Annotated in this window: 16 protein-coding genes and 1 riboswitch; of the genes, 10 read left to right on the forward strand and 6 right to left on the reverse strand. The window is 71.0% G+C overall.

The genetic code is table 11. The features are described 5' to 3' along the window. The first annotated feature begins 91 nt into the window (after positions 1-91). The 5 genes from AB0K82_RS11760 to AB0K82_RS11780 all read left to right on the forward strand — a co-directional run bounded on the left by AB0K82_RS11760 (position 92) and on the right by AB0K82_RS11780 (position 4,476). Positions 92-259 (forward strand): hypothetical protein, encoded by a 168-nt coding sequence (locus AB0K82_RS11760; protein ID WP_345366530.1) that lies wholly within the window; start codon positions 92-94, stop codon positions 257-259. 45 nt (positions 260-304) lie between these two features. After that, the gene (locus AB0K82_RS11765) at positions 305-1,840 is read left to right on the forward strand and encodes a long-chain-fatty-acid--CoA ligase (RefSeq protein ID WP_364395571.1); all 1,536 of its coding nucleotides are present in this window, start codon (positions 305-307) and stop codon (positions 1,838-1,840) included. A 264-nt stretch (positions 1,841-2,104) separates the two neighbouring features. Continuing rightward, the gene (locus AB0K82_RS11770; protein ID WP_364395573.1) at positions 2,105-2,773 is read left to right on the forward strand and encodes a helix-hairpin-helix domain-containing protein; all 669 of its coding nucleotides are present in this window, start codon (positions 2,105-2,107) and stop codon (positions 2,771-2,773) included. 57 nt (positions 2,774-2,830) lie between these two features. Beyond that, positions 2,831-3,478 (forward strand): RNA polymerase sigma factor, encoded by a 648-nt coding sequence (locus AB0K82_RS11775; protein WP_364395574.1) that lies wholly within the window; start codon positions 2,831-2,833, stop codon positions 3,476-3,478. Beyond that, the gene (locus tag AB0K82_RS11780; RefSeq protein ID WP_364395576.1) at positions 3,475-4,476 is read left to right on the forward strand and encodes a CU044_5270 family protein; all 1,002 of its coding nucleotides are present in this window, start codon (positions 3,475-3,477) and stop codon (positions 4,474-4,476) included. The genes AB0K82_RS11775 and AB0K82_RS11780 overlap by 4 nt, the downstream gene beginning before the upstream one ends. Before the next feature lie 56 nt (positions 4,477-4,532). Here AB0K82_RS11780 and AB0K82_RS11785 read toward each other — a convergent pair whose 3' ends face one another. Continuing rightward, the gene (locus tag AB0K82_RS11785; protein WP_364395578.1) at positions 4,533-5,180 is read right to left on the reverse strand and encodes a hypothetical protein; all 648 of its coding nucleotides are present in this window, start codon (positions 5,178-5,180) and stop codon (positions 4,533-4,535) included. A gap of 131 nt (positions 5,181-5,311) precedes the next feature. On the opposite strand from AB0K82_RS11785, the gene AB0K82_RS11790 reads away from it, so the two are divergent. Beyond that, positions 5,312-6,505 (forward strand): arginine deiminase, encoded by a 1,194-nt coding sequence (locus tag AB0K82_RS11790; protein WP_364395580.1) that lies wholly within the window; start codon positions 5,312-5,314, stop codon positions 6,503-6,505. Positions 6,506-6,535: 30 nt separating this feature from the next. Here the strand turns inward: AB0K82_RS11790 and AB0K82_RS11795 are convergent, their stop codons facing one another. Beyond that, positions 6,536-7,042: an ATP-binding protein gene (locus AB0K82_RS11795; RefSeq protein ID WP_364395731.1), complete on the reverse strand. Its 507-nt coding sequence runs from the start codon at positions 7,040-7,042 to the stop codon at positions 6,536-6,538. 140 nt (positions 7,043-7,182) lie between these two features. After that, a complete protein-coding gene (locus AB0K82_RS11800) occupies positions 7,183-9,048 on the reverse strand; it encodes a PAS domain S-box protein (protein WP_364395733.1) in 1,866 nt (621 codons plus the stop codon). A 403-nt stretch (positions 9,049-9,451) separates the two neighbouring features. On the opposite strand from AB0K82_RS11800, the gene AB0K82_RS11805 reads away from it, so the two are divergent. After that, positions 9,452-10,732 (forward strand): serine hydrolase domain-containing protein, encoded by a 1,281-nt coding sequence (locus tag AB0K82_RS11805; protein WP_364395582.1) that lies wholly within the window; start codon positions 9,452-9,454, stop codon positions 10,730-10,732. Between the two features lie 51 nt (positions 10,733-10,783). Here the strand turns inward: AB0K82_RS11805 and AB0K82_RS11810 are convergent, their stop codons facing one another. Further along, a complete protein-coding gene (locus AB0K82_RS11810) occupies positions 10,784-12,148 on the reverse strand; it encodes a cytosine permease (RefSeq protein ID WP_364395584.1) in 1,365 nt (454 codons plus the stop codon). Continuing rightward, positions 12,139-12,255, reverse strand: a riboswitch (TPP riboswitch). Its footprint overlaps the gene before it by 10 nt. A gap of 23 nt (positions 12,256-12,278) precedes the next feature. Next, positions 12,279-12,596 carry a rhodanese-like domain-containing protein gene (locus AB0K82_RS11815; protein ID WP_364395735.1) on the reverse strand — a complete coding sequence of 106 codons (318 nt, stop codon included), beginning with the start codon at positions 12,594-12,596 and terminating at the stop codon, positions 12,279-12,281. Positions 12,597-12,659: 63 nt separating this feature from the next. Between AB0K82_RS11815 and AB0K82_RS11820 the strand changes: the two genes are divergently transcribed. Continuing rightward, positions 12,660-13,205 (forward strand): SSI family serine proteinase inhibitor, encoded by a 546-nt coding sequence (locus AB0K82_RS11820; protein WP_364395586.1) that lies wholly within the window; start codon positions 12,660-12,662, stop codon positions 13,203-13,205. Positions 13,206-13,368: 163 nt separating this feature from the next. On the opposite strand, the gene AB0K82_RS11825 is transcribed toward AB0K82_RS11820, so the two are convergent. After that, complete coding sequence (locus AB0K82_RS11825; RefSeq protein ID WP_364395588.1) at positions 13,369-14,229, reverse strand: DNA-formamidopyrimidine glycosylase family protein; 861 nt, start codon at positions 14,227-14,229, stop codon at positions 13,369-13,371. Positions 14,230-14,390: 161 nt separating this feature from the next. On the opposite strand from AB0K82_RS11825, the gene AB0K82_RS11830 reads away from it, so the two are divergent. Together AB0K82_RS11830 and AB0K82_RS11835 are read left to right on the forward strand one after the other, a co-directional pair. Further along, positions 14,391-15,359 carry a CapA family protein gene (locus AB0K82_RS11830; protein ID WP_364395737.1) on the forward strand — a complete coding sequence of 323 codons (969 nt, stop codon included), beginning with the start codon at positions 14,391-14,393 and terminating at the stop codon, positions 15,357-15,359. 105 nt (positions 15,360-15,464) lie between these two features. Next, entirely contained in the window at positions 15,465-16,562 is a 1,098-nt protein-coding gene (locus AB0K82_RS11835) for an alpha/beta fold hydrolase (protein ID WP_364395590.1), read from the forward strand. Positions 16,563-16,575 lie beyond the last annotated feature (13 nt).

Below are 16,575 nucleotides of genomic sequence, written 5' to 3' on the forward strand. Positions count from 1 at the left end.
GAACGCGGGAGGCCGAGGGAGATACGAGATCGTGACCGGGATCGGCCTGGTCTGCCCCGTGCCCACGGCCTGACCGCGTACGCTCACTCCCATGGGGCGGACGATTCTCACCATCATCGGGATCCTGCTGGCGATCTGGCTGTTCTTCACGGTCCTCGGAATGCTCGTCGCCGCATTGAAGTTCCTGATCTGGCTCGGCCTGCTGGCCGTCGCCGGCGCCATCATCGTCACGGTGATCAGCAAATTGTCGAAGAGCTGACAGCGGGTCTTGTGCCTCCGCACGGAGGGCGCGGATGATTCGCGCATGGACCTGACGGGCATCCTGCGGAGCCGCGCGGCCGAGAAGCCGGACGCGACCGCCTTTCTCTACGGCGGCCTCCGCGTCACGTACGCGGAGTTCGACCGCCGGGTGGACCAGGTCGCGGCGGCCCTGCGTGCCTCTGGAGTACGGCCGGGCGACCGGGTCGCCGTGCTCGACAAGAACTCTCTCGCCTACGTCGAGCTGCTGTTCGGCGCGGCACGGATCGGCGCCGTGCAGGTCCCGATCAACTACCGGCTGGCCGCCGACGAGGTCGCCTACATCGTGGACGACGCGAAGGCGCCGGTGCTCGTCGTGGGGCAGGAGTTCCTTCCGGTGCTGGACGCCGTCGCGGACCGCCTCGAGCACACCGAGCACCTGATCGTCGTCGGCGGCGGCACCGGTCACCGCTACACGGACTACGACGCCTGGACCGACCGGGACGCCGAGCGTGTGGACGAGCCCGGTCAGGTCTTCGTCCAGCCGTACTCCTCGGGCACCACGGGCCGCCCGAAAGGGGTCGTGCTGACCCACGAGAACTTCCTGACCGCGGTGCCGATGACCGAGGCGCTGTGGAACCTCCGCTCCGACAGCGTGCTGATGGTCGCGATGCCGATGTACCACATCGCCGGGTGCATCCTCGCGGTCATCGCGGTGTACGACGGCATCCCCTGCGTGCTCGCCGGTGAGCCCGACCCGGTGGGGATCGCGCGGGGCATCGAGGCGCACCGGGTCACCCACATCTTCCTCGTCCCGGTGATCATGCTGTTCATGCAGCAGATCCCGCAGGTGCGCGACGCCGACCTGACCAGCCTGCGCCTGCTGATCTACGGCGCCTCGCCGATCAGCGAGGAGGTGCTGCACGGCGCGATGCGGATGCTGCCCGACTGCGAGTTCATGCAGGTGTACGGCCTGACGGAGACGACGGGGGCGATCACGCACCTGCCCCCGGCGGATCACGTTCCCGAGGGCGGCCGGCTGCGCAGCGCCGGGATCGCGAACCCCGGAACCGAGCTGAAGATCATCGACCCGGCGACCGCCGAGCCGCTGCCGCCCGGGCAGGTCGGCGAGATCGTCTGCCGGTCCGCCCAGAACATGTCGGGGTACTGGTCGCTCGACCAGGCCACCAGGGACGCCACGCTTCCCGGCGGCTGGCTGCGCACCGGTGACGCCGGCTACCTCGACGAGGACGGTTACCTCTACATCCACGACCGTGTGAAGGACATGATCATCTCGGGCGGGGAGAACATCTACCCCGCCGAGGTGGAGAACGTCCTGATGAGCCATCCGGCCGTGGCCGACTGCGCCGTCATCGGCGTGCCGGACGCCAAGTGGGGTGAGACGCCGAAGGCGATCGTCGTCCGCGAGGGCGAGGTCGGCGAACGCGAGCTGATCGACTACTGCCGGGGCCGGTTGGCCCACTTCAAGTGCCCGACCTCGGTGGAGTGGACGGACGCCGTTCCGCGCAACCCGACCGGCAAGGTGCTCAAGCGCGATCTTCGCCGGCCGTACTGGGAGCACGAGAGCCGGTCCGTTCGTTGATACGGGGCGACGGACGGGGTCGTACGAAGCCCAGAGGAGTCGCCGCGCGACCCGCCGGACCGGTCGACGTCGGTAGGGCACACCGAACCGCGTACAGGGGGAGAGATGAACGCGTTCCCGCCAGGACCGCCACCGGGTCCGCCCGAGCCCCCATCGGGGCCGTCGGACTCCGCGTCGTGGCCGCCGGCACCACCGGGGCCGCCTCCGCCGTCGGCACCGCCGGGACCGCCCCCGCTGCCGGGACCGCCCGGGGCACCGCCGCCGATGCGGCCGACGCTTCCTCCCGACCAGCTCCGTGCCATCCTGCACAGCGCGATCATGCGTCAGGCGGCCATGGGCTGGCGCGTGCAGGCGCAGTCCGACACCCAGGCGGTGATGGCGAGCGGCGGCCAGGTCAACCACGTTGTACACCTGCTCATCACGATCTTCCTGTGCGGGCTGTGGCTGCCCGTCTGGATCATCCTCGCCATCACGGGCAACGAGAAACGCATCACGATCACGGTCGACCCGTACGGCGTGCTGCTCTACAACGGCCGTCCGGTGGCCCCGTTCGGGCCGCCGATGCCCGTTCCTCCCGGGCCGCCGCCCGGCAACGTCAACGCCCAGGCCGTCGCCGCCGCCAACCAGCGGCGCGACCTCCGGCGCAAGGCCCGGGACCAGGCCGCGGCCGACGTCGTCCTCGCCCGTGAGCTGCGGATCGGCCGCCCGGATCTGCCACGACAGTACGACGACGGCGGGCTGATCGACGTCAACCACGTGCCCGCGCAGGCGCTGACCCTGTTCTCGGGGGTGACGCCGGAGCTCGCCGAGCACATCGCGGCCGTCCGCGAGCACGTCGGCGGCTTCTCCTCCGCGGAGGAGCTCGCGGCAACGGCCGATCTGCACCCGGACCTCATGCCGGAGATCGCGGAGTACGCCATCTTCCTGCCCTGACCGTCGATGTGACCCAGGTCACCGGAACTCGGTGGGCCGGCCGGACAGTCCCGTGCCGTGGAGATCAGTATGCGCGCCCGGGTACGGTCCGGGGATCCGGACGCGTTCCGGCAACTGTTCGACGAACACGTCCGCTTGATCTACAACCACGGCTTCCGCCTGACGGGGGACTGGTCGACGGCGGAGGAGATCGTCTCCCTGACCTTCCTGGAGGCATGGCGGTTGCGCGACCGGGTCGACGTCGAGGGCGAGGACGGGTCACTGCGCCCGTGGTTGTTCGGCATCGCCACCAACGTCGCGCGGAACGTACGCCGCACCGCCCGCCGGTACGACGGCGCGCTGGCGCGTCTTCCTCGCCCGGATTCGGTGCCGGACTTCGCCGAGGAGGTCACGGGCCGCATCGATGACCGGGAACGGCTCGCCCTCGTCCGTACGGCGCTGGCCGCGCTGCGTAAGCCCGAGCGAGAGGTGCTGGCCCTCTGCGTGTGGTCCGGCCTCGACTACGGCGAGGCGGCCGAGGCGCTGGGCATTCCGATCGGCACGGTGCGGTCCCGCCTGTCGAGGGCCCGCAAGAAGCTGCACAGACTCGTCGACGCCGGGAGGCTTCGACCGCCCGAAAAAGATCGGGAACCGCAGCCCCGCCATGGACAGGAAGCAGGTGACCGCAAGATCGCGGTCCGGTCCGCTCAGGAGAACACCCGATGAACGCCACCCCGATTCAGCCCGGCCGCGACGATCGCGAGGAACTGGCCCGGTTGCTTCCGCCCCCGGCGGAGCGGGATCTGCCGAGCGGCCGTCACCGAGAAGTCCAGGAGTTCGTGATGGCACAGATCCGCGAAGATCTTCAGTCCGCCGGACCGGCCCCGCGCCGTACGCGCGGGCACCGCCCCCTCGTCATCGGCGCGGCGCTGACGGCCGTGGCCGGGGCCACCGCCGCCGCCGTGGTCATCGGCACCACCGGAGGCAGCGGGGGTTCCGTGAGTTCAGGAGGTTCCCAGGCCCACAGCTCGCCCGGTCACTCGGCCGGGTCGCTGTCCGGCCGCCAGGTACTGCTGGCGGCGGCGAGCACGGCGGAGCGCGCGCCCGCGGGCTCCGGCACGTACTGGCACGTCAAGATCGAGTACAACGCCAAGACCTCCAGCGGCGGCACGGGCACCTCGGTGATCGAGACGTGGACCCGGCGCGACGGCCGATCCTGGGTCAGGTCCGGCTCGCCCAACAGCCCGGTCAAGGAGAACAGCGGCAAGTACGGCTCCTGGAACGACGGTTTCACCGTGGGCACCACCCACCTGAGCTACCGGCAGATCCAGCGGCTGCCCGCCGACCCGGCCGCACTGAAGAAGTGGATCACCCACCACAGCGAGCTGATGAAGGCCGTCGGTCAACGCCACGGCGCCACCGTGTCCGTGGACGATGTCATCGTCGGCGGGCTGTCCGGGCTGCTCAAGATGACTCCGGCTCCGCCGGCGGTCCGCGCCGCGGCGTTCCGCGCGCTGGCCTCCCTCCCCGAGGTCCGGAACCTCGGTCGTGTCGACGGCGGGCAGGGCCTGCAGATCACCAACTCCGACGGCACGCTGAGAATGGTCATCGACCCGGCCACCTCGCGGATCCGGAGCTCCAGCTTCACCGGCAAGGGGGAGAAGACGAAGAGCGGCACGGACAAGGTCGACGCCGCCGAGTGGACGAACGCGGCGCCCCGATAGGCCGTCCCGGCAGCGGGCGGAACCTGAGACGTGCGGGACCGGCGGTCCCGTACGTCTCAGGCCGGCGTTCCCGCGGCGGTCTCCCACGGGACCGGGCGGAGGAAGCGCGTTCCGAGCAGTCTGGTGTGGTTCCACTGGTCGTCGTCCGGCGCGTCGAGGCCGTCGAGGACCAGCCGCGCGGGCGGGAACGGCCGCCCCTCGCGCAGCTGTGCCAGGTCGGCCAGGCGGGTCCGGTCGGCTGCGAGGTCGCCGGGCCGGTCGAGGCTGCCCAGCGCGGTACGCAGGTCCCGGTAGAACTGCTCCTCGTCGTTCAGCACCGCGATCTCGTAGAGCTCGATCGTCACGGATCGGCCCGGCATGGACGCCAGGCCCTCCCGCAGCAGCGCGGCGTGGTCTTCCAGCGGCCCGGCGCCGTCGAAGACCCGGTTCAGCGCCGGGATCGCGGCGTCGAGCTGGGCGAGCGCGCGTTCTTTCGGCGCGAGCGGCGCGGTGGCCTCGATCGGCCCGTCCTCTTCGTCGTCCTCGTCCTCCGCTGGGAACGTCGCGGTCACCAGGTCCGCCGGCCGGAACATCGCCAGCCACAGCAACGGCACACAGAAGACGTCCTCGGCGAGCACCTGATGCTCGAGGCCGGGGATGCCGCCCTGCCACCCCGGGTTGATCCCGTCGTAGTCGCCGACGAGCAGATAGGACCGGTTCGCCATTGTCGGTGACCTTAGTACCCAACCCGGCGCGGACAGCCGCAGTTGTGGCAACTGTTCCATTGTGGGGTCTTTGGTCTGTTCAAGACGATCTGAAGAGGTCAGGGGCTGAATATCCGGGTTAAGCTCCTCGTGTGACTCATGTGCATCGCGTCGACAGCGAGGTCGGTCGTCTGCGTACGGTCCTTCTCCACCGGCCGGGCCCAGAGCTCAAGCGACTCACGCCGCGCAACAATGATCAACTACTCTTCGACGGCATCCCCTGGGTCGGCCGTGCTCAGCAGGAGCACGACGCCTTCGCCCAGGCGCTGCGCGACCACGACGTCGAGGTCCTCTACCTGACCGAGCTGCTGCAGGAGACGCTGGAGTACCAGGACGCGCGCAGCGAGGCCATCGCCGACGTCCTGAGCGACCAGCGGCTCGGCGACCAACTCCGCGTCATCCTGGAGAGCCACCTCGCCGACCTGACCACCGAGGACCTCACCCAGGTGCTCGTCGCCGGCCTCGCCCACGAGGAGCTGAAGACCGGCCGCGGCCTGGTCTACCGGCTGATGGACCGGCACGACTTCGTCATCGACCCGCTGCCGAACCTCCTGTTCACCCGGGACTCCAGCGTGTGGGTCGGCGACGAGGTGGCCGTCACGAGCCTCGCGATGGACGCGCGCCGCCGCGAGACCGCCCTCACCCGGGTGATCTACCGCCACCACCCGCGGTTCGAGGGCACGAGGCACCTGTACGACCCGGACCTGGAGCACATCGAGGGCGGCGACGTCCTCCTGCTGGCCCCCGGCGTCCTGGCCATCGGCACCGGCGAGCGTACGACCCCGGCGGGTGTGGAGCGGATCGCGCGCCGCGCGTTCGACGCCGGCCTGGCGCACACGGTCCTCGCCGTGCCGATCGCGCAGGAACGCGCGACCATGCACCTCGACACGATCTGCACGATGGTCGACGTCGACAAGGTCGTGATGTACCCCGCCGTCGCCTACTCCCTCGTCGCCTACACGGTGACCAAGGACAACGGCGACCTGCGCGTCTCGCGGGCGCGGCCGTTCCTGGAGGCCGCCGCCGACGCGATGCGCATCGACCGGCTCCGGGTCATCGACACCGGCCTCGACCCGGTGACCGCCGAACGCGAGCAGTGGGACGACGGCAACAACACCCTGGCCATCGGCCCGCGCCTGGCGGTCGCGTACGAGCGCAACGTCGAGACCAACGCCCGCCTGGAGGCGGCGGGCATCGAGGTCATCCGGATCCAGGGCAGCGAGCTGGGCAGCGGCCGCGGCGGCCCGCGCTGCATGTCCTGCCCCATCCTCCGCGACCCGGTGTAGCCGGACCTCGCCTCCTGACGGATGGCGGGCTCAGGCGGACTGGTCGAAGGCGATCCGCAGCGGCTGCATCAGGGGGACGGCATGGCCGTTGTCGGACGGCTGGACGGCACGGAGCTCGGCCCAGACGGTGGTGGTGTCGGCCTCGTGGGAGACCCCCCACCCGTCCGAGAGCGCCTCGACGATGCTGAGACCGCGGCCGCCGAGCGAGGAGAGGGCGGCGCGGGTGCGACGCGGCTCGGTCATCGAGCCACCGTCGCTGACGGCCAGTTGGATGAGGTCTCCTTCGTGAGCCCAGGACACGCGGATGTCACCGGACGGCAGAGGACGTGCGTGCCGCAGCGCGTTGCTGATCAACTCGCTGATGATGACGGCTGCGTCATCCGCGACCTCCTCGTACACACCGGCCGCGCGGAGTTCGGAACACAGGCGCTTTCGCACGTCCGAGACGCTGGACGGCGCATGTGGCAGGAACACGACGCTCGACACCCTCACCTCCCCGGGCCGTTGGGTCCCGGATACTCCCCGTAACTTGGTCACCCCGGTAACGACCGAAATGCCCACTTAAAAAACGCGGAAACCGCGCCACAGGAATCTGTTACCAACACCACGTGTAACTGTGACCTCGGACACGCGGCGAAGGTATCACCCCGCTGAGCGGTATGCCCAAGTATGACCGGTTACGCATTGTCACGATCGCAGGGGAGGGTGAAGCGCATGCTGGTGCCCTCGAGCCCGTCCGCGCGCGGATGCGCGGACACATCGCCCTGCTGGGCGCGAGCGAGCCGGCGCACGATGTAGAGGCCGAGTCCGAGCCCCCCGAACCGGCGGCGGTCCCCCGCCTCCCCCTGCACGAAGCGCTCGAAGACCCGTTCGCGGTCGTTCGCCCTGATCCCGATCCCGTCGTCCTCCACCGTCACCGCGATCACGTCGCCCTCGACGCCGGCGCGTACGGTGATGACGCCGCCGTCCGGGGAGTACTTGACGGCGTTCTCCAGGAGCTGGCCGACGATGATGTCCGTGGCCATCGAGTCGCCCAGGGCCGGCGGCAGGTCGGCGGCGACCTCCAGCTCCACGGTGTGGCGCTCGGACACGCCACGGAAGCCGTACGCCGCGCCGCGCAGCAGCCCGGCCAGGTCGAACGGCTCGCTCGTGACGGTGAGCCCGTTCGGGACCGCACGGGAGTACAGCAGGTTGTCGACCAGGCGGCCGAGGGCGTCGGCGCGGTCGGCGATCGTCGCGACCGCCCGCCGCCGGTCCGCCTCGTCGAGCTTCTCCCAGCGGTCGACCAGCGTCTTGGCGAACCCCCGCACGACCGTGATCGGCGTCCGCAGCTCATGGCTGGTCATGGACAGGAAGAGGTCCTTGGCCGCCTCGAGCGACTTGGCCTCGGTGACGTCGCGGAAGTCCACGACCACCTCGGCGTGGCTCTCGATCTCGGTGTGCAGGACGTTGAGCCAGATGCCGGACTCCAGCTGGATGGTCGGCTCGCCGTCCAGATCGGGCAGCGGGAACGGCAGCGGCCGGCCGATGACGTCCTCGGCGGCCAGGCCGGTGATCCGCTCCGCCGCGGGGTTCCACCGCTTGACGACGCCGTCGCGGTCCAGCACCGCGATGCCGTCCGCGCTGGCCTCGATCACCGCCTGCTCGTGCCGGCGCTGCCGGACCGCCTCGTCGTAGTGCAGGGCGTTGCCGATCACCACGCCCGCGTGCCCGGCGAACAGCTCGAGCAGCTCCAGCTCGATGTGGCCCGCCCGCCGCCCGGAGAACAGGGCGTACAGCGCGCCGTACGGGCTGCCCCGGACGTTGGAGATGCCGACGGCGATCGTGTGCAGGCCCTCCAGCTCGGACCAGATCAGGTCGCCGAGGGCGCGCGTGTCGGAGGTGGCCAGCATGACCGTGCGCCCGGAGCGGAGCAGCTCGCCGACGAGGCTGGCGCGCAGGTCGGCGGTCGAGTCGCGCAGGTTGCGCGGCAGCCCGGTCATGCTGACGAGCTTCAGCGTGTTGGTCTGCTGCTCGATGACGACGAAGCCGGCGGCGTCCGCGCCGGTCAGCTCGATGAGGCCCGAGGTCACCCGGTCCAGCACCGCCGACAGCGCCGGCTCGGTGTTGAGGTCGGCGACCACGTCGTTGAGTCGCCGGACGAGCCGGATGCGCTCGGCGGTCTGGCGCTGGACGGCCTCGTCCTCCCGCACCGAGCGGTAGAGGCCGACCCAGCCGAGGAACCCGCCGTCGTCGTCGCGCATGGCGCTGACGACCGCCCGGACGTCGAGCAGCCGGCCGTCGCGGTGCACCCGCCTGGTGAGGAACGAGATGTGGCCGCCCTCGCGGACGCGTTCGAGGACGGCGCGGTGCTCCGCGGTGTGCTCATCGGGGATGGTGCGCAGCGGTCGACCCAGGACGTCGGCCGCGGCCCAGCCGAACACCCGCTCGGCGGCCGGGTTCCACAGCCGGACGGTCAGGTCGGCGTCCACCGCGATCATCGCGTCGGCGGAAGAGGCCACCGCCGCGCGCATCATCGCATCCGAGGCGCCCACGGGGCCCATAGTGCCACTCGCGCGGGACACCTACGCGAAGGTCAGCACCAATCCGCACTTACGGCATCGTTTCTGGTTGGGGGCCGTCTGCACCCAGTCGTGCTCACACTGCGCCATGGTGATCGCCTCCCCGCGCTCCGTACCTCCATGATGACCGCCATACGGCCGCCGCGCCCGGCTGTTCGGCACTCTTGACTGCTGATCGCTGCGCAGAAGGCCGGCGGCCGCTCCCGCTCGCGGGCGCGACATGGACGCTCTCGATGGTCCACAGCCGCCGCGGAGGCGTGGTGTGCCCTGCGCGCGCCGGGGTGGTGCTGGCGCCACCATCGACGGGGGCCTCACCCTATCGAAGCGCATCACGGTGGCTTCTAGCGTCTTCGACATGGACGACCGCACTCGAAGGAGAACCGGCGTGGCACGACGGAAGATCAAGGGGCTCGGCTCGACGGGCTCCCGGCGGATGGTGGCGGTGCTGGGGCTGGCACTCGGTGTCGGTCTCGTGGCGGCCGGTCCGGCGTCGGCGCAGGTGCACAGAGGCGGAAGAGACACCGCGCAGGCGTCGCTGGCCCGGCAGTTGATCGAGAGCGCCGACAAGGCCACGACGGCCGGTGTTCCCGGGGTCATCGTCCGGGTGGACGACGGGCACGGCCCGGTCGTGAACGTCGTCCGGCAGGCACCGTGGAGCATCCCTGATCACGCACTGGCCGAGAACGACGAGTTCCGGATGGGCTCGAACACCAAGACGATCATCGCGACTCTGGTCTTGCAACTCGTCGCCGAACACCGCGTCGCGCTGGACGATCCCATCCAGAATCGGCTTCCCGGAGCCGTTCCGAACGGCCGGAACATCACCGTGCGGATGCTGCTGAACCACACCAGTGGCCTGGCCGACTACGCGTACGAACCCGAGGCGCTGGCGCTGATGACCGGTCGGCAGACGGAGCGGCCCACGGCCGCGCAGTTGCTCGCCGTGGGCACGAGGCTGCCGGTGGAGTTCCCGCCCGGTCAGGGCTGGACCTACAGCAACACCAACTACATCGCGCTCGGCCTGCTGGTGGAGAAGGTCACCGGACACAGCGTGGCGGATCTGATCCAGCACCGTATCGCCGGGCCGCTGGGGCTTCGGCACACCTATCTGTCCACCGATGCGCCGGACCCCGCCGACCGCCGGTTCGCCCACGGGTACGAGCCCGACGCGGCGCACCTCGCGCCCATCCTGCCGCCCGGTACGCCGGCGGGTTTCGGTTTCGTCGGACCGGCCCGCGGCGAGCGGGTCGACGTCACCGGGATCGACCAGTCGTGGGACGGGGCGGCCGGTTCCATCGTCTCCACCACGAGTGACTGGGCCCGCTTCGACAAGGCTCTGATGTCCGGCCGGCTCTTCCCCAAGCCGCTGCTCGCCCAGATGCGAGTCACCACCCAGGAGGACGAGGAGAACGGACGGAACCGCTTCTACGGGCTGGGCCTGGAGGAGGTCCACACCCCGTGCGGCACCGTGTGGGGGCACGACGGCGCACTCCCCGGATACCGCAGCGACAACTACACCGACTCGTCGGGACGGCGCACCGTCTCGGTACTGAGCACGACCCACTTCGGTCTCAAGCTCGACACCGCGGCGGGAACGGCCGAGGACGATCTGGTCACCGCGGCCATCTGCACGATGCTCGACAAGCCCATCCCCGCCACCGGCTGATCTCGCCCGGGCGCCCGGCTCCGGAAAAAGCGCGGGCGCCCGCGCGGGCACTCAGGCGCGCGCGGTGTCAGGATCGGCGGTCGGCCGGCGGCGGTGAAGGGCGCCGATCAGGGCGGTGACGGCCGCGGCGACGGCGAAGGACAGGAGGGAGGCGCTCATCCAGTCCGCCGGGGTGAAGTGCAGCGCGCTCTGCGCGTGCGTCCACAGCCGGGACCACCAGCCGACCTGGCCGGGGTTGATGAGCTGGTACGCCGCGACGCCCGCCGCCCAGGCGACGATCATCCCCCAGCGGGCGGGGGCGCGGTCGGAGACGTCCCAGCCGCGCCGCCCGGTGAAGCAGAAGAAGTCCACGGCCAGCACGCCGAGCATGGGCACGAACACCGACCCGATCAGCGTCAGGAAGCCGGAGTAGTTGTCCATGTTCAGCACGAGCGCGAGCACCGTCGTCAGGACGCCCAGCACCACGGTGAGCACTCGTCGGTCCGCGCGGGTCACGAGGTTCTGGATCGAGACCGCGGTCGAGTAGACGTTCGCGAACGACTGGTCGACCTCGCGCAGGACGAAGACCGCGAAGAACAGCGTGCCGAGGGCCACGTGCTGGAACGGGCCGAACACCTTGGAAGAGTCGCCGGCGACGAGCGCGAGCGCCAGCAGCCCGAGGACGTACGCGACGACCTGCGTCAGGCCGTACGCCACGCTCGCGGCGCCGAACGCCGCCCGCTCCGAGCGCGAGTGCCGCGTGTAGTCGGCCGCCATCGGCACCCAGGAGATGGAGACGGCCAGCGCGGCGTCCGCGCCGATCCAGAAGTGACTCCACGAGCCGTGGGTGAGGTTCGGCAGCGGCTGCCGGGCGAGCTGGACGTAGAAGTAGCCGAGGGCGAGGACGACCGCGACGGTGACGTACCGGCGCAGCACCCGCACGGAGCCGAGGGGCCAGAGCGTCAGCACGGTCGTGATCACGCCCGCCACGACCACGTACGCCCAGCGCGGGCCGCCGCCGGCGAGTTCCTTGGCCGCGCCCGCGATCGTGACCAGCTCGAACGTCCCCCAGCCGACCATCTGCAGGATGTTCAGCACGGTGGGGACGTACGACAGGCGGGTGCCGAACAGGCCGCGCAGCAGCATCATCGCGGGAACTCCGGCGCGGGTGCCGGGCACGGCGGCCAGCCCGAGCATGATCCCGCCGATCGCGGTGCCGACGACCATGGCGAGGATCCCGGCGACGATGGGGAGCCGGGGCGTGCCCTGGGCGTCCGGGGCGAGCACCGTGTACGCCCCGGAGAAGGCGAGAAGGCTCACGCCCAGGTTCGCCCAGAACGCGCTCTGATCCCAGAAGCTGAGGACCTTCGGTGCGGGTTGGTCGAGGGTGTACGGGGCCTCGTTGTCAGGGGAACGCTCTTCGACGGCGGCGCTCAAGGCACACTCCCTACGCCGGCATTACCCGGTCAGGTTCGAGCGGTCGGCGGCACCTGTGAAGCCGCCCTCTCAGCCCGGTCTTGGTCCGAGCTCCCGCGGGTCTTAACTTTTCCGCCGTAAATGTACCTCGTCAGGCGACGTATGGCTCCCCGCCCGATTCGCTGACCATCGGACGGCCCGCCGCCTCCCAGGCGTGCATGCCGCCCTGGACGTTCGCGGTCTTCCAGCCGGCGTTGTTGAACGCCGCGACCACCGACGCCGAGCGTGCCCCCGACCGGCAGATGACGAAGACGTCCTCACCGGTGGGCACCTCGGAGGCGCGGGCGCCGAGCTGGCTCAGCGGGATGTGCACCGCACGGGGCGCGTGGCCGGCCTTCCACTCGTCCAGTTCGCGCACGTCCAGCAGGAACGCGTCGTCCGGAACCTTGGCGACCTCCACGGCGGGAATCTGTTCCCTGAAAGAGTTCACATGTCAAAGGAACCACGAGCCATCGCCCGGAGTCGAATCGTCATGAGGCAATCTCCATCCAGACTGCGACCAGCGACCCTCGCCATCCCCGGCATCGTCGTCGCCGCCCTCGCGCTGGGCGGTTGCAAGAACGGGGACGGTTCCGCGACGGCCGCGCCGAGCAAGGGCTCCGAGACCCCCACCGCGTCGGCGGCGCCCGGCACCCCGGCGCCGACGGCCTCCCCGACGACGCCCGCACCGACCGGGTCGGCGGCCGGGACCCGGCTGACCGTGACCGTACGCGCGTCGGAGACGTCGGCGCCGAAGACCTGGACGCTCACCTGCGATCCCGTGGGCGGGACCCTGCCCAGGGCCGACCATGCGTGCGCGGCGCTGGCCGCGGCGGCCGCGAAGGGGGAGGACCCGTTCGCGCCGACGCCGAAGGGCCAGATGTGCACCCAGATCTTCGGCGGCCCGCAGACCGCCACGGTCACCGGCACCTGGAACGGCAAGAAGGTCGACGCGACGTTCAACCGGAAGAACGGCTGCGAGATCAAACGGTGGGGCAACCTCGTCTCCCTGTTCGGCCCGGTGCCGACCGCGCGCTGAGCGGCACGGGACCACCGCCCGTACGGGCGAGCGCGGACCGGACGCTCACGTCACCGTGCCGTGGGCCGAGCCGGGTGACGCCCTTACCGAGCGCGGACCAGGCGGCCGCGCCGTGGGCGGAGTCCTATCCGCCGGGTGCGGATGGCCCTTACCGGGCGCGCGCTCACTTGAGCAGGCGGGACATCCGGCGGTCCGCCAGGGGCTTGCCGCCGGTCTGGCACGTCGGGCAGTACTGCAGGGCGGAGTCGGCGAACGACACTTCCTTGATCGTGTCGCCGCAGACCGGGCACTTCTGTCCGGCCCGGCCGTGCACCCGCAGACCCTCTTTCTTCTCTCCCTTGAGGTCCTTGGCCGCCACGCCCCGGGAGCGTTCGACCGCCTCGCCGAGCGTGCGGACGATCGCGTCGTACAGCGTCGTGACGTCCTCGTCGGTGAAGCTCGCGGCCAGCTTGAACGGCGACATCCGCGCCACGTGCAGGACCTCGTCGGAGTAGGCGTTGCCGATTCCGGCGATCACGCTCTGGTCGCGCAGCAGCCCCTTGATCTGGGTGCGCCGACCGTCGAGGATCCCCCTCAGCGTCTCCACCGTGAAGTCCGCGCCGAGCGGGTCGGGGCCGAGGGACCGGACGCCCGGCACCTCTGCGGGGTCGCGCACGACGTACACCGCGAGCCGTTTCTGGGTGCCCGCCTCGGTGAGGTCGAACCCGGAGCCGTCGTCGAGGTGGACCCGCACGGCGAGCGGGCCCTTGCCCGGCCGGGGCGGCGCGGGCGGCAGCGCGTCCTTCCACCGCAGCCAGCCGGCGCGGGAGAGGTGGATGAGGAGGTGGATCCCGTCGACGTCGAGGTCGAGGAACTTGCCGTAGCGGGCGACGCCCGTGATCGTGAGACCGTTCAGCGCGGTGATCGGCGGATCGTACGTCTTCAGTGACGAGATGGCCGCCACGTCGATCCGTGCGATCGCCCGCCCGACGGCGTGCTCGCGGAGGAAGGCGGCGAGGGACTCGACCTCGGGCAGCTCCGGCATGGGTCCAAGAGTACGACTCCATCCACAGGCTGTGGACGACCGTCGACCTCGGCCGGATGATCGCGCGCGGGGACCTCGGCGGGCGACCCCGGCGGGGACCTTGGTCCCTTGGCCGGGCGCGGTCGCCCCGGCCATCCTGGAGGCGGGAGTTCGGTGTGACCATGACGGTCGCCCTGGGCGGCGACACGATGCTGGGACGCGGGGTCGCGGAACGAATCGCGGCGTGCGGCCCGTACGGCATGTTCGCCGACGAGGTGCGGGAGATCTTCCGGTCCGCCGACCTGTCCCTGGTCAACCTCGAGTGCTGCGTCTCCGCCCGCGGCGCGCCGTGGCGCGCCCCCGGCAAACCGTTCCACTTCCGCGCCCCACCGGCGGCCGCGGAGACCCTCGCCGATCTGGGGATCGACTGTGTGACGCTCGCCAACAACCACGCGCTCGACTACGGCCCCGAGGCGCTGGCGGACACGCTCGGTCACCTGGCCCGGGTGGGGATCCGGGTCGTCGGGGCGGGTCCCGACGTGCGCCGGGCGCGGGAGCCGGCCCTGTTCGAGACCGTGGACGGGCGGGTCGCGGTCCTCGGCGTCACGGACCATCCCGCCGAGTTCGCCGCCCGCGAGAACCGGCCCGGAGTCGCGTACGCGGACCTGCGCCATGACGTCCCGGACTGGCTCACCGGCCGGATCCGCGAACTGTCCGCCGACGGCGCCCGCGTGCTCGTGCTGGCGCACTGGGGTCCCAACATGACCACGGAGCCCCCGCGCTACGTACGAGCCGCCGCCCGCGCGCTGGTCGACGCCGGGGCGACCCTCGTCGCCGGGCACTCCGCACACGTCTTCCACGGCATGTCGGGTCGCGTGCTGTACGACCTCGGGGACCTCGTCGACGACTACGCCGTGGACCCGGCCCTGCGCAACGACCTCGGTCTGGTCTTCCTCGTCGCCATCACCGGATCCGCGATCACCGGGCTGCGGGCGTCCCCACTCACCCTGGAGTACGCCCGTACCCGCCTCGCCACCGGCACCGACCACGCCTGGATCCGGGATCGGTTCATCACCGCCTGCGCGGCGTTCGGGACGGAGGTCGTCGAGGAGGACGGCCGGCTGTCGGTGGCCTGCCCGGGACCGTCGTGAGGTTCTTCGGCAGGGCCCCTGCCTTTGAAAATACCTTCACCATGACTCAAACTGGAGTTAGGGGCCACCGTAAAAGACTGGGAGCGGCAACGGGCGGAGGTGGCCATGTCGTTCGCGGAAATCACCAAGGTCCTGAGCAGGCACAGCTGGTGGATGAACGGATCCTCCGAGGAGACGCGGGAGACCCGGCCTTCGGTACCCGGTGATGTGCGCACCCTGACGGTGACGGCCGACGACGGCGTCCGGCTCCACGTCGAGGTGCGTGAGGCTCGTGGGGCGAAGGCGACCGTCGTGTTCTGCCATGGATTCCTGCTGAACTCCACGAGCTGGCACCTCCAGCGGGACGCGCTGGCCGGCCGGGTCCGCGTCGTGCTCTGGGACCTGCGCGGCCACGGCCGATCGGGGTGGGGATCTCCGCCGAACGCCACGATCGACCAGCTCGGCCGCGACCTGTACGCGGTGCTGAAGGAGACCGCGCCGAGGGGCCCCATCGTCCTGGTCGGCCACTCAATGGGCGGCATGGCGATCCTCGGGCTCGCCGACGCGCATCCGGAGCTGTTCGGCGACCGGATCGTCGGGGTGCTCCTCGCCTCGACCTCCTCGGGCGACCTGTCCTCCGTCACCATCGGACTCCCCGAGCGCACCGCGCGGGTCCTGCACCGGATGGTCCCCGTCACGCTGAGCACGCTCCGTCACCAGGCCAGGCTCGTGGACGCCGCGCGCCGACCGCTCGGCGGGATGTCCTTCCTGCTGACCCGCTCGTACCTCTTCGGCGCCCACGTGTCGAAGCAGGTCGCCGAGGTGACCGCCCGGCTGATGGCGTCCGTCCCCATTGAAGTGATCGCCGACTTCTACGCGGAGCTGATCGCGTACGACAAGCGGACCGCGTTGCCCGCGCTCGGCCGCGTGCCCGTGCTGGTCATGGTCGGCGACCGGGACCTCATCACGCCGATGCGGCACGCCGAGGCCCTCGCCGCGCAGATCCCCGGCGCCGATCTCGTGGTGATCCCCGGCGCCGGACACCTGCTGACCCTCGAGCGCGCCGCCGAGGTCAATCACCACCTGTGGGGCCTGCTCCGGCGCACGACCGGCATCCGGCCCGCCACCGAGCCCACCCCCGTCGACGGCGCGGAACCCGCGGAGGAGATCCGCCGGCATCGCCGACCGCACCACCTGCTCCGGCGCAGGCAGGCCGATCGATGAGCCGGCCGGGACG

Source organism: Actinoallomurus sp. NPDC052274, from assembly GCF_040679475.1.
Taxonomy (GTDB): Bacteria; Actinomycetota; Actinomycetes; order Streptosporangiales; family Streptosporangiaceae; genus Actinoallomurus; species Actinoallomurus liliacearum.